Here is a 26,664-nt window from a genome sequence, read left to right on the forward strand (position 1 = left end):
GGCGACACCTTCCTCTCAGCCCGGGTCAGGATGTGGCCACGACGACAGTGCAGCCGCCCAGGCCGGGGCAGACCAGGCCCACCTCGGTGGCCTGGTCGACGGCGATCTTCGCCACCGCGCCGGTCCCGTCCGCCGCCGGTTCCACCTCGTCGCGGATGGTGAGGTCGGCGTCCCCGGGTGCCGGTGCGACGACAGTGAACGGCGCCGCGCTGCGCATCACCAGCGTGCGTAGCCCGCCCGGGTCGGCGACCCGCAGCACGCAGGTGCCGGAGAAGACCAGCCGACCGGGCAACTCGAAGCAGTCGGCGCCGACCGTCGCCGGGTCCACCGCCGCACGCTCGCCGCCCAGCGCGGCCAACCGGTCGACCAACCCGTGTCGGGCCGCCGGATCACCCCGGTCGCCGCGACCCGCCCCGACCGCGACCACGAACAGCGCCACCAGCAGGATGGCGAGCAACCCCAGCAGCGCCTTCTGCCGACCGCTCATCGCGCCACGGCCCGCGCCACGATTTCGGTGAACCGGATCTCGTCGACCCCCGCGAAGTAGCGGTTCGTGCCCTGCGTCTTGCCCACCACCAGCAGCGTGACCTGGTGCGGGCCTTTGCTGAGCCGCACCGTCCCGACGTCCAGCAGCTCCGTCCTGCGCACCGTCGGCGAGAAGCCGAGGAACGTGCCGCCGACCTGGGTGCCGTCGATCGTGAACACGGTGTTGGCGTAGTCGAGGGAGGTGGTGCGTACCGCGGCGAACCGCCAGGTGCCGTCGGCCGGGATCTGCACCGTCACGGTGACCCGGTCACCGATGGCCAACCCCTGGAAGAACAACTGCGTGTCACCGGACCAGGTCACCCCGCAGCAGTTGGGTTGCGCCTCCACCTTCGCCCCGCTCTTCGCCGGGGAGTCCACCACCGCGCCCGGGACCAGGCTCTCCGCCTCGACGGTGACCACTCGCGGCTCGCCGGGGGGCGGCTCGCCGTCGCGGGTCAGCAACACCACCCCCACGGCGACCACCACCAGCACCAGCGCCGCCGCGGCGGCGATCCACAACCATGGGGTACGCCGTGGCGGCGCGACCGCCCGCACCTCGTACGTGACCCGGCCGCTGGAGCGGGAACTCTCCTCCGGCGCGGTGTTCGCCGAGTACGCGAACCCGGTCATGTCGTAGCGCCGGGGCGCGGTGCCGGCCGGCACGGCGAGCTTGACCAGGAACGACACCGAGCCCTGGCCGGGTACCACCCGCTGCGGCTCGGCGACGGTGAACCACGACCGCTGGGAGCCGTCACCGGGCGCCACGTCGAACACCACCGTGTCCGGCGCGGTGCCCGGGTTGAAGACGGTGAAGGTCAGCTCGCCGCAGTTGCGCGGGTCGACTGTGAACTGTTCGGCGGCGGCGACGACCGCCCACTCGGTGGTCATGACGACTCCTCTTCCAGGACGATCTCGACGGTGGCCGAGGCGGGTTTCTCCGTCTCGACGATGCGGGTGATCACGGCGAGATGGCCGGCGGCGGCCACCGGCACCCGCACCACGACGTGAAAGGGCCGCTCGGCGGGTTCCTCGATGACGAAGCCCGACGTCCCGGTGGCCAGTTCCAAGGCCCGGCGCAGCCCGTACGGGGTGCCGCGCCAGCGGGCCAGCAGGGCGGCGTTGGCCACCAGGTCCCGCAGCCGCCCCACCGGCAGCGGCAGCGGGGCGTCCGGGCGGGGCGAGGCGACCACGTGGTCCATCGCCACCCAGCGGGTCAACCGCACGACCAGCCCGTCCGGCGCCCGGTACGGGTCGAACAGCGCGTCCACCTCGGCGAGGATCGCCTCGTCCGGGGCGTGCAACCCCTCCATCACGTCCAGCAGCGCCCAGAGCACGCTGCCCGGCACGCAGGCCCGCTGGTAGGCGGCGGGCAGCAACCGTTCAATCGCCGAGCGTCGCATCCTGGCGCACCACCTCGATGTCGTGCTCGCCGGAGCAGAGCAGCCAGGTATCCGGGACAGTCACCACGTCGGCGGTGGCCTGGTTGGCGCTGGGCGTCCAGGTGACGGCGTCGGCGCTGCGGTGCACGCCGCGTTCCCCGCCGGCCAGGATCAGCCGCTCCGCCGCGCCGGTGCCGCCGGCCGCCGCACCCGCCACACCCGCCACACCCGCCACACCCGGCACGCCCGGCGCGCCCGTGCTGCCGGATGTCGGGCCGCTGATCGCGATGGCGTCGACCGGCACGAACCGGGTCCGGTCCCGCAACGGCATCCCGGAGTTGACCGACACCGCCTGCCACTGCGGTTGGGCGGCCAGGGTGTCCAACCGCAGCACCCCGCCGCTCTGGGTGGCCGCCACCGCCTGCTGGCCGGCGAACGCGAGGTCCCGGCAGGTGCCGCCGATCCACCCGGCCTGCATCGACTGCCACTTCACGTCGGACTCGAACAGCCGGGTGCGGTGGCAACCCTGGCCGGGTTTCTTCGGGTCCGGCTCGCCGGCGCCGCTCCACAGCAGGGTGGCCGGGCCGTCGTACTGCACGGCGAGCACCCGGTTGTCCACGTTGGCCAGTCCGACGTGGGTGAAGCTGCCGGGTCGGCCGCCGCTGGTCGACAGGTACACCCCGAAGCCGGCCTGGGCGGCCACCGCCACACCCGGCGCGCCCCGCTCGGAGACGAACGTGCGGACCGCGTAGAAGCCCCGGTCGGCGTCGGACGGGTCGACCAGGATCTGCAACGGCACCGCGCCGGGCAGCAGCGACACCTCGTACAGGCCGGTGTCGGTCGCCACCAGCAGCGCGCCCGCGCCGTCGCGGTCCAGCCACGCCACGTCGGAGATCCGCGAGTCCAGGTCGGTGAGCAGCGACCACGTCTCGCCCAGGTCGGCGCTCAGGTGCACCCGGGAGCCGCCCGAGGCCCGCAGCGTCACCACTGCCACCGAACCGGGGCGGGCGACGATGCCCGGCCGCACCGGCGCGGGCGCGGGCGCCACCCGCAGCACCGTCTCGTCGTCGAAACGACCGGCCGGTTCCCACCCCGCGCCGCCGTTGCTGGAGCGGAACAGCACCGCCCCGCGCCCGGCGTACCAGGTGCGCGGCTGGTACTGGTCGACGGCGAGGGCCCGCACGTCGGCGTCGGGCGCCTCGTCGACAACGAACCGCACCGACTCGACGTAGCGCACCCCCGGCTCGGCGTGCTCCAGCAGCCGGTACACGTTGGACGCCCGCAGCGGCTCACCGAACGGCCAGCCGGTCGGGTTGAGCGCGGTCGGCAGCGGGCTCAACGTCTGGTGCAGCCGGTCGTGGATGCGGCGACGGACCGCGTCCACGTCCTCCTCGCGGCGGACCACCACCCGGGCGCGTACCGACACCGCCTTGAACCGCGCCCAGGTGGCCCGGGAGCGGATGCCGACCATCCGGCGTTCCTCCAGGTCCGCCTCGACCCGGTGGCGCGCCTCGGGCACCTCGTGCTCCCGCAGCACCGCCACCGGCAGCCGACCACCCGGACGGGCCGCCGCCGGCACGTACGGCACCAGCACCACCTCGACCTCGCCCGGCCGGGCGAAGCTGTACACCGCCGCACGGGTGAACGCCCGTGCCCGCGCCACCGCCCCGGAGCTGGTCGCGAGGACCTCGAAGTCGCGGGCGGTGACCGCCCGCTGCTGGGCGAAGAACTCGTACGGGCCGCGCAGCAGCACCGATTCCAGCGCCTCCATCTCCCGGCCGCCAGCCGCCGGGGCGGGGTTGTCGACGCGTACCCCGGGCAGTGGGTCGCGCAGGGTGCTCAGCGTGCCCGCCGCCACGTTGCCGGTGGGCCCGCCACCGGCGCGGTACCAGAGCCGGACCTGCCGCCCGGCCGGCGGCACGGCCGCGACGGTGACCGACGTCGGCGCGGGCTCGGCCACCGTGCTCGCCCCGGCGGCGGGTCGCAGGTCGAGGGCCGGGGCGAAGGTGACGGTGCCCGAGCAGCGGTCGACCAGGTACGCCTTGGCGTGCGGGCCGAGCCCGGCGAAGCTCTCCACCGGCTGCCAGATCTCGAACGTGCGACCGTCGTGCTCGCGGGCCGCCGCGCCCAGTTCGACGGTGCCGGCCGGCACCTCCACCCCGAGCAGCAGGTCCAGCGCCTCGGCGGTGTGCGTCAGCGGCGCGTGCGACGCGCGCAGCACCTGCCCCGGCTGACCGGTGCCCACGCCGAGCAGTTCCGCCTCGACCGGTTCGCAGTGGTGCATCCGGACCGTCACCGACGTCTCGTCGGCCGGCAGCAGCGTCGGCTCGGTGGTGACGAACACGACCGGCCGGGGGTCCGCGCCGCGGGCCGCCGCGACCCGCAGACCGGCCGGGATCCGCACCGCCGCGCGGTCGGTGCCGGTGCGGGTGAACCGGACGTCCGCCCAGGCGGCGGTCGGCGCGTGCCGGGTGACCCCGAGCAGGTTCAGGAACGAGACGTACGCCTTCTCCGGCAACTGGTTCAACCGGTAGATCATCACTTCGGTGAGGTGCGCGAAGGTCTCCACCAGCGCCATGCCGGGGTCGTGCGCGGACAGGTCGGTCCACGCCGGGCAGGACTGCCGGATCCGTTCCCGGGCCTCGGTGACCAGGTCGAGGAAGCCGCGATCGTCCAGGTGCGGCACGGGCAGCGTCATGACGCTCCTTCCTGGGTGGGCTCGTCGGCCGGAAGCAGGTCGACGGAGAAGACCAGTTGCCCCGGTGTCAGGCTGGCCCGCACCCGGTAGTCCAACCGGATCACCAACCGCCACGCGTCGTCCGGGTCCGGCCCGGCGTCGGTGTCGATCACCTCGACCCGGGGCTCCCACCGGGCGATGGCCTGCCGGACATAGTGGATGGCCAGACCGGCGGTGGTGTCGTCGTTGGGCGCGAAGACCAGTCGGTGCAGCCGGGAGCCGTACCCGGGTCGCATCAGCCGCTCACCCGGTGTGGTCGACAGGAGCAGGAACAACGCCTGCCGTACGCTCTCGTCGCCGTCGGTCATCGCCAGGCCGCCGGCCGCGGTCAGCGCCAACCCGCCGGTACGGCCGGCGTCGAAGCCGGCGCCGACGAAGCGGAACGCCCTCATCGGTCCGCCCCCAGGAACCCCTGAGCCGGGTCGCGCACGGTGTGCGTGACCAGCCCCGGCGGTGTGCCGTTGGTGAAACCCTCCAGGTGCGACAGCACCACCCGGTGCCCGTCCACGCGCACCCAGACGCTGTAGCCGACCCGGACCGTCAACGTCTGCGTGCACGGCTTGATGGTCGGGCCGTAGTTCGGGCAGGCGACGATGGTGCGTCCCTGCGGGTCGTCGTCGACGAGCACGGGCACGCCGGTGACTGTCACCCACTGCCGCGAGGGTCGGTTCTCGACCCGGCCGTCGTGATCGCAGGTGATCACGGAGTCCCGGTGGAGCCACCGCATCATCCGCCTCCTTGCTGATGGGCATGGGCAAGCGTTCGGGCCTGCTCCGCCGCGGTGCTCGGGTCCTCGGTCGACTCGGCGTGCAGGAAGTCCACGCTGCGGGCGCGCACCACCATGGCCCGACCGGGTGCGGAGATCACCAGGTCGGACGCCGCGTGCAGGGTGGCCAGGTCGGGGGTCAACTCCAGGAAGCTGCCGCCCTCGGTGGCCAGCCGCAGGCTGCGCCGCACGTCGTCGACGACTATCGACTGCCCGCCGGCGGTGCGCATCGTCCAACGGCGGGCCTTCCCGTCGTCGATGCCCGCGTCGTACGGCTCGACCGCGCCGAACAGCGAACCGAGCACGATGCCCGAGGCCGGCTCCCCGCCGGGCAGCACCACCAGCACGGTGTCGTCCGGGTCGGGAAGCGCCACGAGGCCCTTGCCCGGCCCGGCACCGGGACAGAGCACGGCGAGCCAGCCGGCGTCCAGGTCCCCGTACGCCGGCAGGGTTAACCGGACCCGGCCCAACCCGTCCGGGTCGGCGACCTCGGTGACCGTGCCGAGGGTGACCACCGCGCCGCCGGTCGGGCCCGCCGGGATGGCCGGCGGCACCGTGGAGAACCGGGTCAGGTGCCCGTTGCCGTCCACCGTGTGCACCACCTCGGTCAGCACGTACGCCCCGGCGACCGGGTCCGGCACCCCACCCAGGTCGACGCGGCGGCCCGGACGCAGCGCCGGATCGCCCTCGGCCACCCCCTCGGCGGTGACCAGCGTCGCCGCCCGGGTGTCCAGGCGGGCCTGGGCCAACGCCGCCAACTCGTCGTCGCTGCGGCCGGGCTGGTCCACTGCGGTGCGAACCCCGCCGGCACCCACGTCGGCCGGATCCGGGCGGTCGTCGGCGGGCCTGCCGCAACGGGCCTCGTCGACCTGCTGGCTGATCACCTCGGCCCGCTGCGGATGCCAACCCAGCGCGGCGCTGGCACCACTGGCCTGATCGGTGTTGGTGGACAGTCGCAGGGTGTGCACCCCCGCGCCGAGCGTCAACACGACCGGTTCCCCGTAACCGGCGAGGGTGACCAGCCGGACCCCGTCACCGTCGGCGGCCAGGTGCAGGCCGGCCCGGCCGGCCACCTCGCGCAGCAACTCCAGATCGCTGTGCCGGTGCTGGAGCAGCCGCTCCAACCGGGGACCGTCATCCTCGGCGGTCACCGTCAGCCCCACCGCGTCGCACAGCTCCCGGGCCAGCTCGACGGCGGTCACCGAGGTGAACACCCGCAACCCCTGCCGTTTGCGCAACCGGTGCAGCGGGTCGTACGCCCGCAACCGCAGCACCGCCGCCCCGTCGGCCGCGTACTCCACCTCCACGCCGGTGACCTCACCGGTGAACAGGGCGTCCGCGTGGTCGGCGAGCCGTACGTCGAGCGCCGTGCCGGGGCGTACCGCCGGGTCGAACGCGCCGACCCCGGCGGTGGTGGCGAGCACCAGCTCGGCCTGGGTGGGCTGGTCGAGGCGGGCCGCCACCCGCAGTGACCGGATCCGCTGACGAGCGGCGCCGACCAGCTCGACGCCCTCGAGCAGGACGATCAACGCCCGGGGCGCGACGCTGGTCACGACGCACCCCCGGGGCTCGGGTGTGCGCTGGTCGGGGTGGGCCCGGTCGACGATCCCGCCGTCGGGCCCCAGGCGGCGGGCGCGGTGGCGATGGAGGCGCCCACGAACGACGCGCCGGCGCCGACCGCGCCGGCCACCGCCCGCGCGACTCCGGTCACCGCACCCGCCAGTGTCGGCCCACCGCCCGGCGGGCCGGCTGGTGGGACGGCGAGGGTGGTGCCGGCCGGCACGGCGAGGGGGTCGGTGATCCGGTTGTGTTCGGCCAGCAGCCGCCAGCGCAGCGGCGAGCCGAGCGCGTCGTTGGCCAGCAGGTCGAACCGTACGCCGGAGCGACCCGGCTCGGCCGCGCCGTCACCGGCGGCGATCACCGCGCTGCCCGGCGCGGCGGTCGGGGTGCTCGCGGCGGCCAACTCCTCGGCGAAGCCGGCCTCGGCCTGGTCGGCCGTCTCGGCGGCGCGGACCAGCTTCAGCCGCAGCCAGGACCGTCGCGGTGACCCGGTGCCGGTGAACGCGTCGAAGCGTTCCGCCACCGCGATGATCACACCGGGCACGTTCCAGGTCTTGCCCCAGACCAACCGGACCAGCGGCGGCCGCAGCCAACCGTGGTCGGCGGTGGAGTTCTCCGCCAGCATCCACAACGGACGGGTGAGCACCCGCACGTCGGCCGGACGCAGCTGCGCCTCCACGAAGTCGACGTCGAAGAGCAGATCGAGCACCAGCTCGGTGCGACCCCCGCCGGTGAAGACCAGCGGGTCGTCGGCCAGGCCGGACCCGGTGAGCTGCCCGCCGCCGGCACCCCGCTGGCGGACCCCGGCGAGCCGGGTCACCTGCACGGTCTCCGGGTTGAGCAGGCAGTCCACCCGGACACCCGTGGAGTCGATGAGAAAGGCGACGCGTTCCATCAGTCACCCGCCTGTTCCCGGTCCAGTCGGCTCAGCTGGGCGGTGTCCAGCGCCGGCTCGGCGACCGACCACAGTGCGCTGTCGTCGGGCAGCGCCGGCCACGGGTCGTCGCCCCTCGCCGACCCGACCGGCGTCGCAATGCCCGTCGCCCGTCCGCCGCCGACGGTGTCCCACCCGGGGTCGGGCAGGGCGGCCCGTCGCCCGGACCGAGCCTGTTCGCCGGGCAGGTCCACCCAGCGGTCACCGTCCCCGACGCGCGTCACGTCCCCGCGCCCGGTGGTGGGCGTGTCCCGGCCATCCGTCGCGGTGCGGCCGGTCCCGGATGCGTCGGCCCCGCCCAGGTCCGGCCAGGCCGGACGCCCGGACCACGTCGTTGAGTCCGCGCGCGCCGACCGGGCCGCGCTCGGTGCGCCGGTACGCCGGCCGCGCTGGTCCGTTCCGGGCCGGGGCGGACCGTCCGAGTCGCCGGGGGACCCGTCGTGGCCACCGGTGCTCCGGGTGGCGGTGGGAGATGCGGCGGGCGAGTCGGCGGAACGCCCGGGACCGTGGTCGACCGCGCCGGGCCAGGGTGCGCCCCGGGGCGGGCGTGCGGTGGTGGGGGTGGGTTCGGGCTCCGGTCGGTGGGGGCGGCTGCCCGGTGGACTCTGCGCTCGGAAAACCATGGAGCGGACGGGCTGCGGGGCCGATCGGGGCAGTCCGCTCGCGTCGAGGGCCGTGGCGTCGACGGCGGTGCTGGTGTCCCGGTTCGCCGGTCGTACCGGGGGCACCGCCGCGCCCGGCCCCACCGGCCAGGTCGGTTCGGCCGACCGGTCCGGCCCGGTCGGTTCGGCCCACGCGTGCGACCCGGTCGGTTCGGCCCACACGTCGGGCCAGGTCGCGCCGGTCGGCGGCGATGTCGTGTCCGAACGGGACGGCGACGCCCCGCCCCCGTACCGGCCGGCGGCACCGGCCCACGTAGCAGCGGCACCGGCCCTCGTACCGTCGGCGTCGGCCGACGTACCAGCGGCGCCGGCACCAGTACCGTCGGGCTGGTCACCGCCCGGTGACGGGCGGACCGACCTGCCGTTGCGGTGCTCGGCAGGTGACCTGGTCGGCCCGGTGTCCCCGCGCGGACCGCGACCCCGCGGGCCCGTCCCGCCGCCCGCGCTGGCGGGTCCGCCCGCTTCGACCTCGCCGTCGCGACTGCCGGACCCACCGGCCCGGCCGGGCCTGGGGAACCGGCTGAACGTGCCGGGGCCCGGGGCGACGGAGTCGACCCGGCCCGTCGATCCGACCGGCTGCCCATCCCCGACCTCGGCGTCGGCCGGGGACGGGTCGAGGTCCAGGTCGTGCAGCAGGCCGGGCGCGTGGGCGGCGACCAGGTCCAGCCAGTGCCGCGGTGGCTCCCCGAAACGGCGCGGCGTCGCCACGGGCGGCTCCGACAGCGGCGACGGCGACGGCAGGTGCCCGTCCGGCTCGACCCGCCCGGCGAGGCGCTGCACCGCCCCTGCCGCCGAACGCAGTCGGCCGGCCAGCCAGCTACGCGGGCGTCGGCGCGGTGGCACCGCCGGTCTCCAGCTCCAGGCCCTCGTACCGCAGGGTCAGCGAGGCGATGGCGATCTCGTGGCTGAGGGTGTTGAGGTGCGCGCCGCGCCACCGGGTCGGCCACGCGTCGATCAGGTTCCAGCGCAGCACCTCGGCGGTGCCCACCGAGTCGAGCAGCACCACTGAGACGTTGCGCCGGTTGAGGGTGCCCTGGGCGGTGGCGTTCACCCAGTCCCACAGCTCGCGGGAGGCGGTGAGACCGAAGTGCAGCGTCACCGGCTCGTACTCGGCCTGACCGGGCACCATCCGCATCCGACCCAGGCCGTGCTCCCGGTACGGCTGCCCGGGAATGTTCACCTCCAACCCGGTCATCTCGGTGAAGTGACCGTTGGTGACACCGTTGATGAGCAGGCGGAAGTTGTACGCCCGGTACGGGTCGACCGGCGCGCCGGGTTGCGGGGTCGCGGTGGTGGGCATGTCAGCCTCCGATCGTCTCGGTCTCGGTGCCGCCGGCCCACTGGCTCAGCTTGAACACCACGAATTCGGCGGGCTTGACGACGGCGATGCCGATGTGGGCGATCACCATGCCGGCGTCACGGACGTCCGGCGGGTTGGTCTCCTCGTCGCACTTGACGAAGAACGCCTCCTCGGGGCTGCGCCCGAGCAGCGCGCCGTCACGCCACACCCGGGTGAGGAACGCCCCGATGTCGCGGCGGATCGAGCGCCAGAGGGTGAAGTCGTTGGGCTCGAACACCATCCACCGGGTGCCGTTGGCGATGGCCTGCTCGATGGCGATGCTGAGTCGCCGGACGTTGAGGTAGCGCCACTCGCTGGCCTCGGCGGCGAGCGTACGGGCGCCCCAGACGCGGATGCCCTCACCGGCGAAGTACCGGATCACGTTGACGCCCTTGGGGTTGAGCACGTCGTGCTCGGGTCGGGTGACCAGGTAGCCCAGGTCGACGGCGCCGCGTACGGGTTCGTTGGCGGGGGCCTTGTGCACACCGCGCAGGGCGTCGGTGCGGGCCCAGATGCCGGCCAGGTGCCCGCTCGGCGGGGTGAGTTCCAACTCGCCGCTGATCGGGTCGCGGACCCGCAACCAGGGGTAGTAGAACGCGCCGAACTCGGACTGTCGCGGCCGGTACGCGGCCCCCTCGTGGCCGCCGGAGCCACCCGGCTGGGCGGAGCCGCCGCCAGGGCCGGCGGCCGCACCGTCGGCGGGCTTGGCGGGTTTGCCGGCGGACGGCGTGGCGACCCGGGTCAACGCGGAGATGTCGTCGATGTCCGGCGCCGGGTCGCAGATCGCGACCATGGTGCGGGTGCGTTCGGCCATGCTGAGCAGCGCCTCGTGGGACACCACGTCGTGGAAGCCGGGTGCGGCGATGATGGAGATCTCGTCGACGGCTTCCAACAGTTGCAGGCCGCCGCGCCGCTGCCCGGTGCCGGTGATCGCGCCGCCCTCGCCGACGTTGACGACCCAGCAGCGGGCGCCCCCGTTGTCCAGGAACCCGAAGACCGCCCGGGCCAGGGGAGTGCTCTCCACCCGCTCGCCGCCGGCGAAGAGCCGCAGGAACTCCGTCCAGTTGTTGACCGGCACCGCCCTGCCCAGGTGGGCGGAGCGGTCCGGGGCGACGCCGACGAAGGCGGCGATGCTGGTGCTCACCGGCCCGATCGGTCGGGCGCCGCTGGGGACCTCCTCGACATAGATGCCGGGGGAGAAGTAACTGGGCATCGGCCCTCCTTAGCGGGTGGGTGTCAGTGGGTCGGTGGCGCGCAGACGATGACGATGTCGTCCTCGCCCGCGTCGACGTCGGCGGTGAGGACGAGCCCGCGTCCGGTCAGCCGCAGCCGGACCGGGCCCGGGTGCTCGGGGTCGTGCGGCACACCGGCGATCAGGAACCGGCCCTGTGGGTCGGTGCGGGTGACGGACCCGGTGCCGGGCAGCTCGACCCGCATCGCGGCCAGTGGCTGGTGCTCCGGGCCGACGACCCGCCCACGGAGGCTGCGCACGTCGAGTTGCCGCAACCGCAGCGGTTGCCGCACCGGCGGCGCGGCCGGGGTCGGGTGGTCCACCTGCGCCGCCACGTCGATCAGCAGCGCCGGTCGGGGCGCCGCACCGAACGCCGTCCACAGTGGTGCGTCGCCGGCCTCCAGCACCACCGGGTACCTGCCGTCGCTGGTCGCGGCGGTGAGCACCCGATCCAGCCGGGGCAACCCGGCGGGCCCGGTCACGCAGAGCAGGTGGCGGACCGTGAACCGGTACGGTTCGCGGACCGCGCCGCTGGAGCGGGTCTGCCGGGCCGGGCGCAGGTCGAGGGGCCAGAGGGTGAGCCCGTCGGCGTCGTCGCACGCGCGGGGCGGGCCGACCGGGACGGGTTCCCCCGCCGCGCTGGTCACCCAGGCGACCAGCTCGGCGGTGGCGGTCTCGATCGGTCCGCGCCCGTGGGTGCTCATCGCGGTGGCGTCCCCTGGATCCGGTACGCGATGGCCTCGTTCCAGACGTGCGGGTAGACGCCGATCTCGAAGTACCGGGTGAAGCGGTTGATCGGCGCGTTGGTGTGATCGTGGTAGAGCAGCCACACCGGCGCGATGGTGAACAGGACGTAGTTGGCCAGCACCAGGGGGATGTAGAGCGGCCCGAGCAGGCGGCCCTGGAAGATGTGCACGTCCTCGTGCCGCTGGATGCCGGAGCTGGAGCCGGCGCAGACCGTGCCGATGGTGGTGGCGTAGCGGGGTGAGACCCCCTCCACCACGCTGACCCGTCCACTGCCCAGCGAGGTGGGCCGGTCCAGGGAGTGCCCGAAGATCAGGTGCACGGTCAGGTAGATGGCGCCGACGACAGTGTTGAGCAGACTCCAGGTGTGGTCGACGACGAAGAGGAAGATGCCGCGGGCGTCCGAGGCGTACACCCCGGCGGAGGCCACCGACCAGCCGAAGACCGCGCCGACGACCAGGCCCACGACGGCGCCGATCAGCAGCCCGATCGGGCCACCGGCGAGGAAGCCGAGCAGGGCCCCGAAGCCGACCTGGATGACGGCGCTGAGGATTCCGAAGACCATGACGACACCCCTCTCAGACCCAGGAACGGAAGACTCGGGGCTCGCGACCGCTGGCGACCTGCGTCGGCGTTGCCTGCCGGTTGCCGGGTGGGAACTGGTTGACGCCGAGCGCGGCGGAGAAGATGACCAGCGCGTTGAAGAAGGCGATGACCCACTTCTCGCCGCCGGCGTCGTCGGCGAACGCCGCCGTCACGTAGGACAGCAGCAGCGCGATGGCGATGGCGATCCACTTGCGGAGCTTGTCGCCGCTCGGGCCGATCAGCCCGCCGATGACGTTGGTGGCCAGCAGGGTGGCGGCGCTCGCGCCGGCGATCGTCCCCAGAGCTGCCCAGGTGAAGAGATCGTTCATGACGATCCCCCTTTTCTGCGATGGTGCGACCGGGATGTGGTGGTGGTGAGGTTCGGTGCGCCCGCAGCGGGAGCACCGGGGCCGGTCGCCGTCGGTTCGGGGGCGGCCGGGGCCGGGCGTGGCCGGCCGGGGCCGGCCACCAGATGGATCAGCCGGGCCCCGGGGCGCCGGCGTGCGGGCCCGGCGGCGGGGTCGGACCGGGCGCGGCCGGCGTCGCGGGTAGGCGGCGGCGCACCAGGAGTACGCCCACCGCGGTGATCATCAGCAGGAGGAGGACACCGCCGACGACCAGCAGCCAGGGGAATCCGCCGTCGTCGTCACCGCCGGCGGCGGCCGGTGACGTGGACGGGCGGGGCGGGGCCTCGGCCACGGCCCGCAGTTCGGTCGGCTTCTCCTGGTTGGGGTCGACCTTCCAACTGACCGACCGGCCGTTGACGGTGCCATTGCTGTCGATCACCCGGCCGGGAAATGTCACCGAGATCTCGAACGACATGAGCTTGAGGAACGCCTGTTGGTTCTGCGGATTCTGCTCCGCGACCTTTCCGCCATATTTCTTCGGGTCGAGCGGCAGCGTGAAGCGGTACAGATCGCCGTCCCTGACCAGTTTCACGCTCTCGGTGTCGAAACCGGCGAGCGGCGCCTTGCGGTAACTGATCTGGGATCCGTAAAAAGTGTCGTCCTGGTAAAGGGTCTCCTCGCCGGCGGGCAGGGCGGGGATGTTCTGCCGCAACTCCGCGAAGGCGACCGGGAGGTTCTTGTTGCGCCCGCTCAGCAGGGACTTCTGGGCCGTCAGCAGGAGCTGGCCGTCGACAGTGTCGTCGGCGTTGACCGTCAACCCCATGTTGAGTTGCATGCAGCCGCTCAGCGCGGCGAGAAGGAAGAGGCACACCGCGACGCGGAGTGCTCTGCCGCGGTTGACTCTCCTGTTCATGGGCTCAGTGTGTGTGATCGCTTTCATCATCAGCAGTCAGCGATCGGTCACAACGAAGTCGCCGATTGTACCGACGCGCTGTCGTCTTTGATTAGCCCGGACGACGACCCGAATGACTATTCTGGAGTTTTGGGGCGACGACGGTCCATCGTCGGCTGTGCGCTGATCGGATGGGAATTGTCGCGGGCGTCTGGCCGGTGGATCCTGCGGCCGGCTCAGCCAGCCGGCGGTCGCCAGTCCGCGTACCGGGCCATGCTGTGCAGCGCGACCCGCCCCGGGGTGAGCCGCAACGCGGTGTCGCGCACCGCGACGGCGATCGGATGGCATAGTTGCTGTCCGAACCGGCCGGCGGTGACGGAGGCTCGGGCGACGGCCTGACTGCGCGGTCGGCGCTGCTCGTCGTACGCGCCCAGGGCGGCCGGCAGCCCCTCGGCGCCGTTGGCGCAGACCGCGCCGAGCACCACCGCGTCCTCGATGGCCTGTCCGGCCCCCTGGCCGAGGTTGGGTGTCATCGCGTGGGCGGCGTCGCCGAGCAGCGCCACCCGCCCCCGCACGTACGACGGCAGCGGCGCGGCCAGGTGGTGGATGTCGTTGCGCAGCACGACGCCGGGCGGGGTGGCCGCGAGCAGCGCCGGAATGGGGTCGTGCCAGTCGCCGAAGCGCTCCCGCACGGCCGCGAGTTCGTCGGGGGCGTGGCCGCCCGGCGGGGCGTTCAGTGCGGCGTACCAGTAGAGCTGACCGTCGCCGATCGGCACCATGCCGAACTCGGCCCCCGGCCCCCAGGTGATGGCGGCCGGGACCGGGTCCGCAAACGCGATGGCCGCCCGCCACGCCGTCGATCCGGCGTACACCGGGCCGGGGTGTTGCGGCCAGAGCTGGGCGCGGACCCGGCTGCGCAGGCCGTCGGCGCCGACCACCAGATCGGCGGTGAGGGTGCGCGGGCCGTTCGGGGTCCGGTAACGCACCGACGCCCGTTCCGGGTTGGACCCGACGTGCTCCACGGTGGCCGAGGTGTGCAGGGACGAGGCGGGCAGCGCCTCGCGCAGGGTGCGGTGCAGCGTGGCCCGGTGCACGCCGAGCGCGGTGGTGCCCAGCTGCCGGACCATCTCCGTGGCGTCCACCCGGGACAGCCACCGGCCGTGCCGGTTGCGGATGCCGCCGGGTGCCTCGCCGTGCCCACCTCGGCGCACTGTCGGGCCGAGGCCGAGGGCGTCCAGCGCGCGCACCGCGTTGGCCATCAGGCTCAGGCCGGCGCCGACCTCGCGCAGCTCGGGGGCGCGCTCCAGCACGGTGACCCGCCATCCCTGCCGGTGCAGGGCGAGCGCCGCGCTCAACCCGCCGATGCCGCCACCCACCACCACCGCGTGCGCGTCGCTCATGCCGATCCTCCTTCTACATCTGTAGAAGGAGGATACTACCTGCGGAACACGGGAGAGGGGGACCGCCATGACGGCGCGGGCGAACCGGGTCGCGACGCTGACCGACGCCGCCATCGAACTGATCGCCGACGGCGGCATGCGAGCCCTCACCCACCGGGCGGTCGACGGCCGCGCCGGCGTGCCGCCGGGCACCACCTCCGCGTACCTGCGGACCCGCCAGGCGCTGATCGAGGCCGTGGTGGGACGGCTCGCCGAACGGGACCGGGCCGACCTGGCCGCGTACGACCTGCCGACCGACCCGCCGCCCCCGACACCGGCTCCCCGGCTCGACAGTGGCGACCTCGACGCGCTCGCCGCCGGAGTCGCCGAGGTGCTCGACCGCTGGTTGAGCACCGGGCGCAGCCGAAGCCTGGCCCGCTACGCCTGCCTGCTGGAGGCGGTGCACCGGCCTGAGCTGCGCAGCATCCTGCAGCACGGCACCGGCCTGCGGGTGCAGGCCCGGGACCTGCTGACCCGGGCCGGGGCGACCGACCCCGACCGGCAGGGCGACCAGTTCGTGGCGTTCGTGGACGGGCTGCTCTTCGACCGGCTGGCCGGCGCGGGCGCGCTCACCGCCCCGCCGCCGGGTAGCGCGGCCAGCCGCGCCGACCTGAGCGCCGCCGTCCGGACACTGCTGCGCGCCCTCACCGGGACCTGACCCGACCGGCCTGCCGGCAGTCGAGCCCCGAAGCGGGCCTGGTGGGTGGGCCTGCCTGGTGCGCGGACCTGCCTGGTGGGTGGGCCTGCCTGGTGGGTGGGCCTGGCGGGTCCGTCGAGAACGTGGGCGCGCTGGCACCGGGCGGGGCGCGGCGGCAGTCCCGGTGGCAGGCCCGACGGGTGATGGGAGACGGTCATCTCGGAATACCGTGGGCCGTCGACGTGGTGCCGTGGGTGGGCCCCTTTGGAGCTGAATCGTTGACGACATCGAGCCAGATCCGCTCGCGATATCGATCCGGATCGTCTTGCGACTCGGACCAGGTCAGCTTCCGACATCGGGCCGGCTCAGCTTGCACCATCGAGCCAGGCCGGTTTGCGACATCGGGCCAGCTCAGCTTGCACCACCGAGGTAGACCGGGTTGCGGCATCGGGCCAGGCCGGTTTCGACATCGAGTCGGGCCCGTTTGCGATATCCGGCTCGATCCGACTACTGCCGCGAGTTTGATCCGTTCGCGACATCGCGGTTGATTCGTCTACGGCCTCGGACTCGACACGGTCAGGGCCGCCAGCGTGAACCGTGCACGGGAGGGCGCCTGATTCGTTGACGGCATCAGCTCCAAAGGGGCTGCGAACGACGTATGCGGGTGGGCCGGCGGTGTCGTGGCGCACTCAGATGGGCTGGCGGTGCGGTGACCTGGTCGGTGGTGTGGTGACCTGGTTGGCGGGGCGGGGGCGGGGCGCGGCAGACCGACTGGCGCGGGCAGGAGAGGTGGGCGATGGTGCGGATCAGCGGGCTGCGGACGGCTGCTGGGCGGCTGCGGCGTGGCTGGCGGCCGGTGCTGGAGGCGACGGTCGCGGCGACAGTGGCCTGGCTGCTGGCCACCCGGTTGCTCGGGCACCCGCAGCCCTTCTTCGCGCCGGCCGCCGCGCTGATCGTTCTCGGTCAGGCCCGGGGGCAGCGCATCCACCGCGCCGTCGAGGTCGTCCTCGGGGTCGCCGCCGGGGTGCTCGTCGCCGACCTGGTGGTGCAGGCGCTCGGCCCGGGTAGCACCTGGACGGTGTTCACCGTCATCCTGCTCACCGTCCTGCTCGCGGTGGCCTTCGGTGCTACCGGCGTGACCCTGGTGCAGGCGGCGGTCTCCGCGCTCTACCTGGTGGTGGTCGCGCCGCCGGACGGGTCGTTGGTGCCGTTCCGTTTCGTCGACGCGCTGGTCGGCGGCGTCGTCGCGCTCGCGGCCAGCCTGCTGGTCGACGCCCGGCACCCGCTCGCCCCGCTGGTCGCCGAGGTGCGGCGGACCTTCGACGAGCTGGCCGGGTTGCTGGACGGGATCGCCGACGCGCTGGACGACCGCGACGAGCCGGCGGCGGTCGCCGCGCTGCGGCAGGCGCGGGGGATGGACGCCCGGGTGGACGGGCTGCGCGACGGAGTGCTGGCCGCCGGTGAGGCGCTGCGGCTCAACGTCCGCCGACGTCAGCACCTCGGTCGGCTGCGCTCGGTGGACGAGTCCATCCGGCAGATCGACTACGCGGTCCGCAACGTCCGGGTGCTGGCCCGTGCGGGGGTGACCCTCAGCCGGATGCAGACGGCGGCCCCGGCCGAGCTGGGCGCCGCCCTGCGATCCCTGGCCGAAGCGGTCCGGCAGGCCGGTGCCGCCCTCGCCGCCGACCTGGACGGGCAGGAAGAGACCGCCGACCGGCACGCCACCCGGGCCGACGAGTCGGCGTTGGCCGCGGTGCACACCGCAGGGCAGCTCTTCGGCTCCACCCAGACCCTTCCCCTGGCGATGATCATCGGTCAGGTCCGGGCCACGGCCATCGACCTGCTGCGCGGCGTCAACCCGCGCGACGACGCCGCCGTCCTCGCCCGCGTCGACGACGCCCTCGGCCTTCCCCCGGTCTGACGCCCGCCCCCGGTCAGGGCCGGGCCACGACCCGTGGGGGATGGCCGGTGAGCCAGCTGATGGCCGAGTCGCGGACCGGCACGGGGATGTCGTGGCCGCCGGGGAACTCCTCGTAGGTCACGTCGTAACCGAGGTCGCGCAGGTGGGGGACGAGGCGGCGGCTGCACACGTCGATGGGCAGCACCCGGTCGTCGACGCCGTGCGAGATGAAGACCCGTGGCCGGCCGTGCGTGACCGGCGGCGCGGCGAAACCGGGGGAGAACGCCACCACCGCGTCGATCAGATCCCCGTTCGCCAGGCCCAACGACAGCGCGTACGAGGCGCCGTCGGAGAAGCCGCCGACTGTCACGTCGGCGATCGGGTAGCCGTCGAAGACGGTCGCCAACAGCGCGTCGATGCGCCGCACGTCCGCCCCGAATCCGCCGGCGATCAGGTCCCAACTGGCCGCCGACGAGTCCGGGGCGACCAGCAGCAGGTGCTGCGCGTCCGCGACCGGCAACAGCAGGTCCAGGCCCTGTCGCGCCGAGCCGCCGGCACCGTGCAGGAGCAGCACCAACCGGTACGCCGAACCGTCGCCCGCCGGCTCCGGGACGTACCCCACAGCCAGCCGGTCCCCGTCGCGGCCGGTCATCGGCACCAGCCCGGTGCGCCCCGGTGCCGCCGGTGGGTGGTGGCGGGCGGTCAACCGGCCGTCGCGCGGGCTCGGCGCCGGGTCCCAGTGCGACGGCGCGGAGTCGGACACGGGTCGGCGCTCCTCGGGGTGGACGTAAGGTCCGCCCCGGTTACCCGGCCCGTGCGGGGTTAACCGCCGGGCGTCGACTCAGGCGCTGGCCCGCGCCACCAGGGCCGACGGGAAGAGGGTCACCGGGGCCGCCGGGCGTCCGTCCAGCACAGCGGTGGCCGCGGCGACGGCGATCCGCCCCACCGGGTGACTCGCTGTGGTCAGCGCCGGGGCGGTCATCCCCGCCAACGGAATGTCGTCGAAGCCGGCCACCGCGACGTCGCCCGGCACCCGCACACCGGCGTCCCGCAGGCCCGCGATCACCCCGAGCGCGGTGTCGTCGCTGATCGCGTAGACCGCGTCGATGTCCGGCCAGCGGTGCAACGCCTCGCCGGCCGCCGTCCGGCCGCGCGCCGCCCGGAAGTCCCCGGGCAGGATCCGCTCCGGCAGGCCCGCCTCGGCCATCAGCCGGCGGTACGTCTGCACCGGGCGTTGCGCGCAGGGCAGCCATCGGGGGCCGGTCACCATGGCGATACGGCGGCGACCCGCGGCGTACAGGTGGCGCAGCACCGCTTCGGAGCCGGCGGCGTTGTCGACGTCGAACGACGGCACGGTGGCCGAGCCGATGCCGATCGAGACCACCCGACCGCGTAGCGACTGGGGAACCGCCGCCAGCAGATCCTCGGTGGTGTTGACCAGGATCACCCCGCACACGCTGCGATCCCGGCCGATCTGGTCGAGGGTGCGGGGGTCGCCGAACGGCAGCCAGTGCAGCGCCACCCCGACACCGGCGGGCGTGCACACCCGGGCGGCCGAGCCGACCACCTGGTGCACGTACGGGTCGTCCAGCACCGCGGCGCTGGTCCCCAGAACGGCCACCACCAGGCGGACGCCGCCGCCGCGGACCAACGCCCGGGCGGCCGGGTTGGGCACGTAACCGAGCTGGTCGACGGCCGCGGTGACCTGTTCCCGGGCGGCCGGTGACGCGAACCCCGTGCCGGCGATCACCCGCGAGGCCGTGGACCGGGACACCCCGGCGACCCGGGCCACGTCCTCAAGAGTGGCCGGTCGCTGTGCCGCTGTCGTCATCGTCGCCTCCCGCGGCGGCCCGTCCGGTCGGACCAGCGCCTGCGCCCATCATGCCCCGGCCCCACCAGCTGCGGTAAGGGGCGGTCCCGGGTTGTGGTGGTAGCGCTCTCAGGTGTGCGATCGTGCCAGGAGATCACCCCGAGAAAGAGGACCCACCCTCGTGAGCGCCCCCACCAGTCGACCCCTGGCCCCGGACACCGCCTCGCCGAACCTGCGGACGGTGCGGCTCGCCCGCAACGGTGTCGCTGTCACCTTCACCCTCAACGGACTGGCCGTGGGCAGCTGGTTCTCCCGCGTTCCGGCCGTCCGTGAGGCGTTGGACCTCTCCGCCGGCCGACTCGGGCTGCTGCTGCTGGCGATGAGCGTCGGCGCGCTGCTCGCCATGCCCACCTCCGGCCTGCTCGCCCAGCGCTTCGGCGCGGCCCGCACCGTGACGATGGCCACCGTCATGGTCGCCGTCGGCCTGAGCGTGGCGGGGCTGGGCGCCACGATGACCGGGTCGTTCGCCCTCGTCGCACTGGGGTTGGTTGCCCTCGGTTACGGCTCCGGCGCCTGCGACGTGGCGATGAACATCGAGGGCGCGGCGGTGGAGCGGCGGCTCGGCCGGACGATCATGCCCCGTTTCCACGCCGGGTGGAGCCTCGGTTCGGTTGCCGGCGCGGCGCTCGGTGCCGGGGCGGCCCGCTTCGACGTGTCAGTCGGCGCGCACCTCGTCGCGGTGGCGGTGGTCGTGCTGGCCGGCACCGCGCTCGCCGCCCGGACGTACCTGCCGGTGGGCAGCGACCACACCGGCGACCCGGCGGACGCCACCCCGGCGGCCCGCCGCCGGGCGCAACTCGCCGCCTGGCGGGAGCCGCGCACCCTGCTGATCGGGCTGTTCGTGCTGGTGGCCGCGTTCACCGAGGGTGCCGCCAACGACTGGTTGGCGGTGGCGTTCATCGACGGACGGGACCTGAGCGAGGCCGCCGGCGCGGCCGTCTTCGCGGTCTTCGTGGTGGGCATGACCATCGGGCGTACCGCCGGCACCATCGCCCTGGACCGCTGGGGTCGGGTACCGGTGATCAGCGGCACCATCGGCCTCGCCGTGCTCGGCGCGGGCCTGGCCGTGCTGGCGGGTTCCGGGCCGGTGGCCGTCGTCGGCGTCGCGCTGTGGGGTCTCGGTGCGTCGCTGGGCTTCCCGGTCGGGATGAGCGCGGCGGCCGACGACGAGTCGCACGCGGCGGTGCGGGTGAGCGTGGTCGCGGTGATCGGCTACACCGCGTTCCTCGGCGGCCCGCCGTTGCTGGGGCTGGTCGGCGACCAGGTCGGCACCCTGCGCGCGCTGCTGGTGGTGCCTCTGCTGCTGCTGCCGACCCTGCTGCTGGTGCCGGTGCTGCGCCCGCCGCACCCGGCTGGAACGGCTCCGTCGGTAGATAAAAACTAACCCACCGCGCCGCCTGGCGGTATCGGGTGCGTGGCCGACTGCGCCGCGCACCCGTGCTGGTTATCGTCGCCCGATGCCAACCGACAAGATCACCGCCGCCGCGGCGGGCAGCTGGATCCTGGGCGACCGCACCGTGAACCGGATGGGCTTCGGCTCCATGCGGATCACCGCGAACCCCGACCCGGACCGGGCCGTCGCCCTGCTGCGCCGGGCCGTGGAGTTGGGCGTCAACCACATCGACACGGCCGCGTTCTACGTCTCACCCGGCGGCACCCTGCGGGTCGGCACCGGCCTGGCCCGCTACGCCACCGAGCTGATCCGCGCGGCGCTCGCCCCGTACCCGGACGAGCTGGTGATCGCCACCAAGGTCGGTTTCGGGTACGACCCGGAGGCGGGCTTCACCGAGGCGTTCACCCCGGCGCAGTTGCGCGATCAGGTCGAGGAGAACCTTCGCCGCCTCGGCCGCGACCAGCTGGACGTGGTGAACCTGCGCCTCGGCCGGGGGCCGGGCCCGGTGCCGCTGGCCGATCGGTTCGGCGCGCTCGCCGAGCTGCGGGCCGCCGGGCTGATCCGGCACCTCGGGCTCTCCAACGTCCGGCCGGAGCAGCTGGACGAGGTGGCGGGCATCGCGCCGGTGGTCTGTGTGCAGAACAACTACGGTGTGGACGCCTACCGGGAGCAGGACCCGTTCGTCCGGCTCTGCGGTGAGCGGGGTATCGCCTACGTGCCGTTCTTCGCGCTGGCCGGCACCGGGCGGGAGGCGGGCGCGAGCGCCGCGCAGGGCGAGGCCGTCGAGGCGGTCGCCCGCGCCCACGGCGTCACCCCGCAGCAGGTACGCCTCGCCTGGACCCTGCACCAGGGCCCCCACGTGCTGGCCATCCCCGGCACCGCGAACCCGGAGCACCTGGCGCAGAACGTGGCGGCCGGTGCCCTGCACCTGACCCCGGAGGACCTGACCCGGCTCGGTTGACCGGCCACCCGGCCACCGCTCAGGCCCGCACGACGTGGACGACGATCTCGTAGCCGTTGCCCACGGTGCCGGAGAAACCCTCCGACAAGGCGTCCGCCACTGTCAGCCTGAGCGCGAGGGTCTCGTGCGCGATGAGCACCTGATGCGTGGAGATCGCCGCCGCCACCTCCGGGGGCGCGGCGATCGCCACCGTGACCCGGTCGGACACCGCGAAGTCGGCGTCGCGGCGGGCCTGCTGGACGATGCGGACGACGTCGCGGGCGACGCCCTCGGCCGCCAGTTCGGGGGTGATCTCGGTGTCCAGCGCGATGGTCGCGCCGCGCTGGGTCTCCACCACCCAACCGGTGCGCGGCACCTCCGTGATCAGGATGTCGTCCGGGCCCACCTCGACCGGTGCGCCGTCGACCGACAGCGGGTACGTCCCGTTCGCCCGGACGCCGTCGACCAACTCCCGGGGTGGCACCCCGGCGATGGCCTTCGCGACGTGCTGGGTGCGGTTGCCGAACCGGCGTCCCAGGGTCCGGAAGTTCGCCTTGACCTGCACGTCGATGACACCGCTCTGCGGATCGAGCGGTTCGAGGACCTTGACGTTCAACTCGTCGCCGATGTCGTCCAGCAACGCCTGCGGGAGAACCGTGCCGGCCGGCAGCCCCACCAGCGCCCGGCTCAACGGCTGCCGGATCCGCAGACCGCTCGCCTTACGCGCGGAGCGGCCCGCCTCCGCCAACGCCCGTGCCGTGGCCACCTGGGCCGACAACTCCGTGCTGATCAGTGTGGGGTCGGGGGTGGGCCAGGTCGCCAGGTGCACCGACTCCGGGGCTGACGCCGACCCCCGCCGGACGACCTGCTGCCACACCTCCTCCGTGACGAACGGAATGAACGGCGCGAGGAGCCGGGTGAGGATGTCGAGGCACTCGTACAGGGTGGTGAGCGCGTCGGGGTCGCCCTCCCAGAAGCGCTGTCGCGACCGTCGCACGTACCAGTTGGACAGGTCGTCGATGAAGTCGGCGAGCAGTCGGCCGGCGCGCGCCGTGTCGTAGTTCTGCAGTCGTTCGTCCACGGAGGCCGCGAGGGCGTGGACCTCGCCGACGATCCACCGGTCCAGCACCGGCCGCTGGGCGACCGGCTGCGCCAGGTGCGGCGCCCACGTCGAGTTCGCCGCGTAGAGGGAGAAGAACGCCGCGGTGTTCCAGTAGGTCATCAACACCTTGCGGACGATCTCGTCGAGCGGGCCGGGCCCGACCCGGCGCGGCGACCACGGTGAGCCGGAGCAGGCCATGAACCAGCGCACCGCGTCCGCACCGTGGGTGTCCATCAACGGGATCGGCAGCAGGATGTTGCCCAGGTGTTTGCTCATCTTGCGGCCGTCCTCGGCCAGGATGTGCCCGAGGCAGACGACGTTCTCGTACGGGGACCGGTCGAAGACCAGCGTGCCCACCGCCATCAGCGTGTAGAACCAGCCCCGCGTCTGGTCGATCGCCTCACAGATGTACTGGGCCGGGTAGCTGCGTTCGAAGAGCTCCTTGCTGCCGGGCACGTGCGGGTAGCCCAACGACGCGAACGGCATCGCGCCGGAGTCGTACCAGGCGTCGATCACCTCGGGGACGCGGGTGGCGGTCCGGCCGCAGTCCGGGCACGCGATGGTGATCTCGTCGACGTACGGGCGGTGCGGGTCCAGCTCGGACAGGTCGGCGCCGGCCAGCTCGCCGAGCTCCGCACGGGAACCGACAGCTGTCACGTGGTTGTCGGGGCAGCGCCACAGCGGCAGCGGGGTGCCCCAGTACCGGGAGCGGGACACCGCCCAGTCGATGTTGTTCTTCAGCCAGTCGCCGTACCGGCCGTGTTTGATGTGCTCCGGGAACCAGTTGGTCTTCTCGTTCTCCCGGGTCAGCTCGTCGCGTACCTCGGTGGTCCGGATGTACCAGGACGGCTGCGCGTAGTACATCAGCGGGGTGTGGCACCGCCAGCAGTGCGGGTACGGGTGCTCGAACGGCTCGTGCCGGAACAGCCGACCCGAGGTGCGGAGCCGGCCGATGAGCAACGCGTCGGCGTCCTTGAAGAACACGCCACCGACCAGCTCGATGTCGTCGTTGAACCGCCCGTTCGGCGCGACCGGGTTGACCAGCGGCAACCCGTACGCGCGGCAGACGGCGAGGTCGTCGGCGCCGAAGGCCGGCGCCTGGTGCACCAGGCCGGTGCCGTCCTCGGTCGTGACGTACTCCGCGAGGACCACCCGGTGCGCGTCCGGGATGTCCACCAGGTCGAACGGCCGCTCGTACCGCAACCCCTCCAGGGCCGACCCCGCGACGGTCGCCAGGATCTCCGCCTCGTCGCCGAGGACCCGCTGGGCCAGCGGTTCGGCGACGACGAAGGTGCCCTGCCCGGTGCGGGCCACCGCGTACGTCACGCCGGGATGGACGGCGACGGCGGTGTTGGACACCAGGGTCCACGGGGTGGTGGTCCAGATCAGCAGGTCGACGCCGTTGTGCCCGGCCAGCTCCCCGCGCACCGGGAACCGCACGTACACGGAAGGGTCGACGACTGTCTCGTACCCCTGCGCCACCTCGTGGTCGGAGAGCGTCGTGCCGTCGCGGGTGCAGTACGGGGCGACCCGGAAATCCTCCACCAGGCGCCCACCGTCGTGGATCTGCTTCAGTGACCACCAGACGCTGTCCACGTACTCCGGTGACATCGTCTGGTACGGGTGCTCCAGGTCGATCCAGTAACCCATCCGCTCACTGAGCTGGACGAACTCGTCGACGTGACGAAGCACCGAGGTGCGGCAGCGGGCGTTGAACTCCGCGATGCCCATCTTCTCGATGTCGGGCTTGCCGCCGAGCCCCAGTTCCTTCTCGACCGCCAGCTCGACCGGTAGGCCGTGACAGTCCCAGCCGGCGCGGCGCGGCACCGAGAAGCCGCGCATCGTCCGGTACCGGGGAAAGAGGTCCTTGAAGACCCGCGCCTCGATGTGGTGGGTGCCCGGCGTGCCGTTGGCGGTCGGCGGTCCCTCGTAGAACACCCACGGGGTGCCGTCGGCCGTCTGCTCCAGACTCCGGGTGAACACCGAGTTGGCCTGCCACCACTCGATGACCGTACGGTCCAGCACCGCGAAGTCGATCTTGGTGGGTAGTGGCACGAATGGCGACTTCGATGGACCGTCCGGCACCGACGCTCTCCCTACACTCCACATCCGCTCACGCGGGCATCAGCTCACTGCCCACGCGGGGACGAAGCGCCGGGCGTATGGCCAGGACTCCGCGGTACCACCCCGCTTGCGCCCCGATGGTGCGGGCGCCGCTCAATTCTGCGACGTGACGTGCCGCTGCGTCCGGTTCTACTGAGGCGGCCAGGCTGCCCGTTCTTCCGGAGGCTCCCCGGTGATGGCCGGATCGGTGCCGATGCCGCCAGCATAGCTGTCCGTGCGCGGGGCTCGTGGCCGGAGTGCTAGCCGTGCGACCAGACGCGCAGCGGGCCGGTGGTGGTGAAGCCCGCGCGAAGCGCCGGTGACAGGTCCTGGGTGGTTTCGTAGCCGACCAGCGGCGCGTCGGGCACTGTGGCGCACACCGCGCGCCAGACGTCGTGGGCGGTGCCGGTGCGGGTGAACAGGTTGGAGACGCCGTACGGGCCGTCCCCGCTGAGCACCGCTCCACCGGTGAGCTCGCCCCGATCGTCGTGGCGGGCGAGCACCAGCACCCGCGGGTCGGCCAGGAGCGCGGGGCGGAACAGGGCCCCACCGCCGTGTGCCTCCGCCCAGGACGCCAGGTCGTCGGGGGTGCTGACCCGGTCGAGGGGCGCGTCGGCCGGCGGGGCGGCCGGTTGCCGCTGGATCCACTGCGCGTCGAAGAGCACCCGGAAGCCGTACCCGGACAGGTCGAGATCGGCGAAGCTGTCCTTCACCGTCGCGCCGGGCCCCGCGTCCAACCGCGCCAGCAGGGCCTCGGCGTCGACGCCCGGTCGCAGGGTGACCGCGTCCGGGTACCACTGTGGCGACCGGCGCGGGACCGACCAGGCGTCGGCGTCGGTACGGCCGGGCAGCCCGTGGCTGCCGCAGACGATGTCGCACCACTCGGCGTTGTTGCGGGCCGCCGCCACCCGCTCGTCGTCCCGCACGCCAGCAGCTTAGGCGGCCCGGGTGCCGCTCACCGCGCGTAGGTCAGGTCCATCGTGTCGGTGTGCCCGGACCAGCTCAGGTCGAGGCGCCAGCAACCGGCCCGCGGCAGGTCGATGATCGACGGACCGGGGCCGCCGGGGACCTCCCGGATCACCTGCGTGTCGGTGCCGTCCAACCTCGCGGTGATCACCAGGGTTGCCGGTGCGACCGGGTCGGGCGAGGTCGTGGCGGCGCGGGCCACCCAGAGGATCTTGTTGTTCGACCCGTCGTCGCGGACCTGCCGCAGCGGATGGGCGAACAGCACCGCCACGATGTCCCCCTTCGCGCCGAAGACGTGCGGAACCCGCGCGTCCCCGCTGAATCCGGCGTCCGCCCAGTCCGGCAGCGGCCCGGTCTCGACCCGCGAGCCGCAGCCCGTCGCGGCGCTCGCCGTGGTGGCGGCGGTGGTGGCCGTGGTGGCGCTCGCCGTGGCGGCGGTCGTGGCAGCCGGTGCGGCCGACCCGCCGCTGGTCGTGGCCGTGCATCCCGCCAACAGGACCACCGATGACACCAGCGTCAACCTGCCCCGTGAACCCATCCGTGCTCCTCCGGTACACCGGCCGCCACCTCGGGCTGGAACAGACCGGGCGACGGCGAATCGTCGTGTCTTCAG

25 protein-coding genes are annotated in these 26,664 nt (G+C 73.6%); 4 read left to right on the forward strand and 21 right to left on the reverse strand.

Annotated elements, in window-relative coordinates; all coding sequences use genetic code 11:
• Positions 1-25: 25 nt before the first annotated feature.
• The 16 genes from ACX27O_RS09060 to ACX27O_RS09135 all read right to left on the reverse strand — a co-directional run bounded on the left by ACX27O_RS09060 (position 26) and on the right by ACX27O_RS09135 (position 15,101).
• Complete coding sequence (locus ACX27O_RS09060) at positions 26-487, reverse strand: hypothetical protein (protein ID WP_210862564.1); 462 nt, start codon at positions 485-487, stop codon at positions 26-28.
• Entirely contained in the window at positions 484-1,413 is a 930-nt protein-coding gene (locus tag ACX27O_RS09065) for a hypothetical protein (protein ID WP_210862562.1), read from the reverse strand. Before ACX27O_RS09065 ends, ACX27O_RS09060 begins: the two co-directional genes overlap by 4 nt.
• Positions 1,410-1,925, reverse strand: a complete 516-nt coding sequence (locus ACX27O_RS09070; protein WP_210862560.1) for a phage tail protein — start codon at positions 1,923-1,925, stop codon at positions 1,410-1,412. Before ACX27O_RS09070 ends, ACX27O_RS09065 begins: the two co-directional genes overlap by 4 nt.
• A complete protein-coding gene (locus ACX27O_RS09075) occupies positions 1,906-4,602 on the reverse strand; it encodes a putative baseplate assembly protein (RefSeq protein WP_458939245.1) in 2,697 nt (898 codons plus the stop codon). The genes ACX27O_RS09070 and ACX27O_RS09075 overlap by 20 nt, the downstream gene beginning before the upstream one ends.
• On the reverse strand, positions 4,599-5,033 hold the full coding sequence (locus tag ACX27O_RS09080) for a GPW/gp25 family protein (protein WP_210863368.1): 435 nt from the start codon (positions 5,031-5,033) through the stop codon (positions 4,599-4,601). Before ACX27O_RS09080 ends, ACX27O_RS09075 begins: the two co-directional genes overlap by 4 nt.
• Positions 5,030-5,371: a hypothetical protein gene (locus ACX27O_RS09085; protein ID WP_247676495.1), complete on the reverse strand. Its 342-nt coding sequence runs from the start codon at positions 5,369-5,371 to the stop codon at positions 5,030-5,032. The genes ACX27O_RS09080 and ACX27O_RS09085 overlap by 4 nt, the downstream gene beginning before the upstream one ends.
• Positions 5,368-6,960: a contractile injection system protein, VgrG/Pvc8 family gene (locus ACX27O_RS09090; RefSeq protein WP_458939246.1), complete on the reverse strand. Its 1,593-nt coding sequence runs from the start codon at positions 6,958-6,960 to the stop codon at positions 5,368-5,370. Before ACX27O_RS09090 ends, ACX27O_RS09085 begins: the two co-directional genes overlap by 4 nt.
• Entirely contained in the window at positions 6,957-7,862 is a 906-nt protein-coding gene (locus ACX27O_RS09095; protein ID WP_458939247.1) for a CIS tube protein, read from the reverse strand. The genes ACX27O_RS09090 and ACX27O_RS09095 overlap by 4 nt, the downstream gene beginning before the upstream one ends.
• On the reverse strand, positions 7,862-9,406 hold the full coding sequence (locus tag ACX27O_RS09100) for a hypothetical protein (RefSeq protein ID WP_458939248.1): 1,545 nt from the start codon (positions 9,404-9,406) through the stop codon (positions 7,862-7,864). Before ACX27O_RS09100 ends, ACX27O_RS09095 begins: the two co-directional genes overlap by 1 nt.
• Positions 9,381-9,863: a phage tail protein gene (locus ACX27O_RS09105; RefSeq protein WP_030327509.1), complete on the reverse strand. Its 483-nt coding sequence runs from the start codon at positions 9,861-9,863 to the stop codon at positions 9,381-9,383. Before ACX27O_RS09105 ends, ACX27O_RS09100 begins: the two co-directional genes overlap by 26 nt.
• 1 nt (position 9,864) lies before the next feature.
• The gene (locus tag ACX27O_RS09110; protein ID WP_358126061.1) at positions 9,865-11,115 is read right to left on the reverse strand and encodes a phage tail sheath family protein; all 1,251 of its coding nucleotides are present in this window, start codon (positions 11,113-11,115) and stop codon (positions 9,865-9,867) included.
• Positions 11,116-11,138: 23 nt separating this feature from the next.
• Positions 11,139-11,837, reverse strand: coding sequence for a carboxypeptidase-like regulatory domain-containing protein (locus ACX27O_RS09115; protein WP_210860834.1), 699 nt, complete (start codon positions 11,835-11,837; stop codon positions 11,139-11,141).
• Positions 11,834-12,442, reverse strand: a complete 609-nt coding sequence (locus ACX27O_RS09120; RefSeq protein ID WP_210866078.1) for a glycine zipper family protein — start codon at positions 12,440-12,442, stop codon at positions 11,834-11,836. Before ACX27O_RS09120 ends, ACX27O_RS09115 begins: the two co-directional genes overlap by 4 nt.
• 13 nt (positions 12,443-12,455) lie before the next feature.
• Entirely contained in the window at positions 12,456-12,791 is a 336-nt protein-coding gene (locus ACX27O_RS09125; RefSeq protein WP_030327513.1) for a hypothetical protein, read from the reverse strand.
• Positions 12,792-12,939: 148 nt separating this feature from the next.
• Positions 12,940-13,722, reverse strand: a complete 783-nt coding sequence (locus ACX27O_RS09130; protein WP_458939249.1) for an LppM family (lipo)protein — start codon at positions 13,720-13,722, stop codon at positions 12,940-12,942.
• A 215-nt stretch (positions 13,723-13,937) separates the two neighbouring features.
• Complete coding sequence (locus ACX27O_RS09135) at positions 13,938-15,101, reverse strand: FAD-dependent oxidoreductase (RefSeq protein ID WP_458939250.1); 1,164 nt, start codon at positions 15,099-15,101, stop codon at positions 13,938-13,940.
• Positions 15,102-15,168: 67 nt separating this feature from the next.
• Here ACX27O_RS09135 and ACX27O_RS09140 point away from each other — a divergent pair, with 67 nt between their 5' ends.
• Both ACX27O_RS09140 and ACX27O_RS09145 read left to right on the forward strand, forming a co-directional pair.
• Positions 15,169-15,798, forward strand: a complete 630-nt coding sequence (locus ACX27O_RS09140) for a TetR/AcrR family transcriptional regulator (protein WP_030327517.1) — start codon at positions 15,169-15,171, stop codon at positions 15,796-15,798.
• 775 nt (positions 15,799-16,573) lie between these two features.
• Positions 16,574-17,698, forward strand: coding sequence for an FUSC family protein (locus tag ACX27O_RS09145; protein ID WP_357634972.1), 1,125 nt, complete (start codon positions 16,574-16,576; stop codon positions 17,696-17,698).
• A 13-nt stretch (positions 17,699-17,711) separates the two neighbouring features.
• Here the strand turns inward: ACX27O_RS09145 and ACX27O_RS09150 are convergent, their stop codons facing one another.
• Together ACX27O_RS09150 and ACX27O_RS09155 are read right to left on the reverse strand one after the other, a co-directional pair.
• Complete coding sequence (locus ACX27O_RS09150) at positions 17,712-18,440, reverse strand: alpha/beta hydrolase (RefSeq protein ID WP_036410452.1); 729 nt, start codon at positions 18,438-18,440, stop codon at positions 17,712-17,714.
• A 78-nt stretch (positions 18,441-18,518) separates the two neighbouring features.
• On the reverse strand, positions 18,519-19,508 hold the full coding sequence (locus ACX27O_RS09155) for a LacI family DNA-binding transcriptional regulator (RefSeq protein WP_030327521.1): 990 nt from the start codon (positions 19,506-19,508) through the stop codon (positions 18,519-18,521).
• A 160-nt stretch (positions 19,509-19,668) separates the two neighbouring features.
• Here ACX27O_RS09155 and ACX27O_RS09160 point away from each other — a divergent pair, with 160 nt between their 5' ends.
• Together ACX27O_RS09160 and ACX27O_RS09165 are read left to right on the forward strand one after the other, a co-directional pair.
• On the forward strand, positions 19,669-20,931 hold the full coding sequence (locus tag ACX27O_RS09160; protein ID WP_081883632.1) for an MFS transporter: 1,263 nt from the start codon (positions 19,669-19,671) through the stop codon (positions 20,929-20,931).
• A 73-nt stretch (positions 20,932-21,004) separates the two neighbouring features.
• Entirely contained in the window at positions 21,005-21,901 is an 897-nt protein-coding gene (locus tag ACX27O_RS09165; RefSeq protein WP_458939251.1) for an aldo/keto reductase, read from the forward strand.
• Positions 21,902-21,920: 19 nt separating this feature from the next.
• Here the strand turns inward: ACX27O_RS09165 and ileS are convergent, their stop codons facing one another.
• The 3 genes from ileS to ACX27O_RS09180 all read right to left on the reverse strand — a co-directional run bounded on the left by ileS (position 21,921) and on the right by ACX27O_RS09180 (position 26,562).
• Positions 21,921-25,091: an isoleucine--tRNA ligase gene (ileS, locus tag ACX27O_RS09170; RefSeq protein WP_458939252.1), complete on the reverse strand. Its 3,171-nt coding sequence runs from the start codon at positions 25,089-25,091 to the stop codon at positions 21,921-21,923.
• 254 nt (positions 25,092-25,345) lie between these two features.
• Positions 25,346-26,011 carry a hypothetical protein gene (locus ACX27O_RS09175; RefSeq protein ID WP_210862319.1) on the reverse strand — a complete coding sequence of 222 codons (666 nt, stop codon included), beginning with the start codon at positions 26,009-26,011 and terminating at the stop codon, positions 25,346-25,348.
• A gap of 29 nt (positions 26,012-26,040) precedes the next feature.
• Positions 26,041-26,562, reverse strand: coding sequence for a hypothetical protein (locus tag ACX27O_RS09180; RefSeq protein ID WP_458939253.1), 522 nt, complete (start codon positions 26,560-26,562; stop codon positions 26,041-26,043).
• Positions 26,563-26,664 lie beyond the last annotated feature (102 nt).

The organism is Micromonospora sp. SD19, from assembly GCF_054462275.1.

Excerpts from the sequence above, each read along its gene's own strand:
- ACX27O_RS09060 (WP_210862564.1), bottom strand. The coding sequence starts at position 487 with ATGAGCGGTCGGCAGAAGGCGCTGCTGGGGTTGCTCGCCATCCTGCTG.
- ACX27O_RS09065 (WP_210862562.1), bottom strand. The coding sequence starts at position 1,413 with ATGACCACCGAGTGGGCGGTCGTCGCCGCCGCCGAACAGTTCACAGTC.
- ACX27O_RS09070 (WP_210862560.1), bottom strand. The coding sequence starts at position 1,925 with ATGCGACGCTCGGCGATTGAACGGTTGCTGCCCGCCGCCTACCAGCGG.
- ACX27O_RS09075 (WP_458939245.1), bottom strand. The coding sequence starts at position 4,602 with ATGACGCTGCCCGTGCCGCACCTGGACGATCGCGGCTTCCTCGACCTG.
- ACX27O_RS09080 (WP_210863368.1), bottom strand. The coding sequence starts at position 5,033 with ATGAGGGCGTTCCGCTTCGTCGGCGCCGGCTTCGACGCCGGCCGTACC.
- ACX27O_RS09085 (WP_247676495.1), bottom strand. The coding sequence starts at position 5,371 with ATGATGCGGTGGCTCCACCGGGACTCCGTGATCACCTGCGATCACGAC.
- ACX27O_RS09095 (WP_458939247.1), bottom strand. The coding sequence starts at position 7,862 with ATGGAACGCGTCGCCTTTCTCATCGACTCCACGGGTGTCCGGGTGGAC.
- ACX27O_RS09105 (WP_030327509.1), bottom strand. The coding sequence starts at position 9,863 with ATGCCCACCACCGCGACCCCGCAACCCGGCGCGCCGGTCGACCCGTAC.
- ACX27O_RS09110 (WP_358126061.1), bottom strand. The coding sequence starts at position 11,115 with ATGCCCAGTTACTTCTCCCCCGGCATCTATGTCGAGGAGGTCCCCAGC.
- ACX27O_RS09115 (WP_210860834.1), bottom strand. The coding sequence starts at position 11,837 with ATGAGCACCCACGGGCGCGGACCGATCGAGACCGCCACCGCCGAGCTG.
- ACX27O_RS09120 (WP_210866078.1), bottom strand. The coding sequence starts at position 12,442 with ATGGTCTTCGGAATCCTCAGCGCCGTCATCCAGGTCGGCTTCGGGGCC.
- ACX27O_RS09125 (WP_030327513.1), bottom strand. The coding sequence starts at position 12,791 with ATGAACGATCTCTTCACCTGGGCAGCTCTGGGGACGATCGCCGGCGCG.
- ACX27O_RS09130 (WP_458939249.1), bottom strand. The coding sequence starts at position 13,722 with ATGAACAGGAGAGTCAACCGCGGCAGAGCACTCCGCGTCGCGGTGTGC.
- ACX27O_RS09135 (WP_458939250.1), bottom strand. The coding sequence starts at position 15,101 with ATGAGCGACGCGCACGCGGTGGTGGTGGGTGGCGGCATCGGCGGGTTG.
- ACX27O_RS09140 (WP_030327517.1), top strand. The coding sequence starts at position 15,169 with ATGACGGCGCGGGCGAACCGGGTCGCGACGCTGACCGACGCCGCCATC.
- ACX27O_RS09145 (WP_357634972.1), top strand. The coding sequence starts at position 16,574 with ATGGTGCGGATCAGCGGGCTGCGGACGGCTGCTGGGCGGCTGCGGCGT.
- ACX27O_RS09155 (WP_030327521.1), bottom strand. The coding sequence starts at position 19,508 with ATGACGACAGCGGCACAGCGACCGGCCACTCTTGAGGACGTGGCCCGG.
- ACX27O_RS09165 (WP_458939251.1), top strand. The coding sequence starts at position 21,005 with ATGCCAACCGACAAGATCACCGCCGCCGCGGCGGGCAGCTGGATCCTG.
- ileS (WP_458939252.1), bottom strand. The coding sequence starts at position 25,091 with ATGTGGAGTGTAGGGAGAGCGTCGGTGCCGGACGGTCCATCGAAGTCG.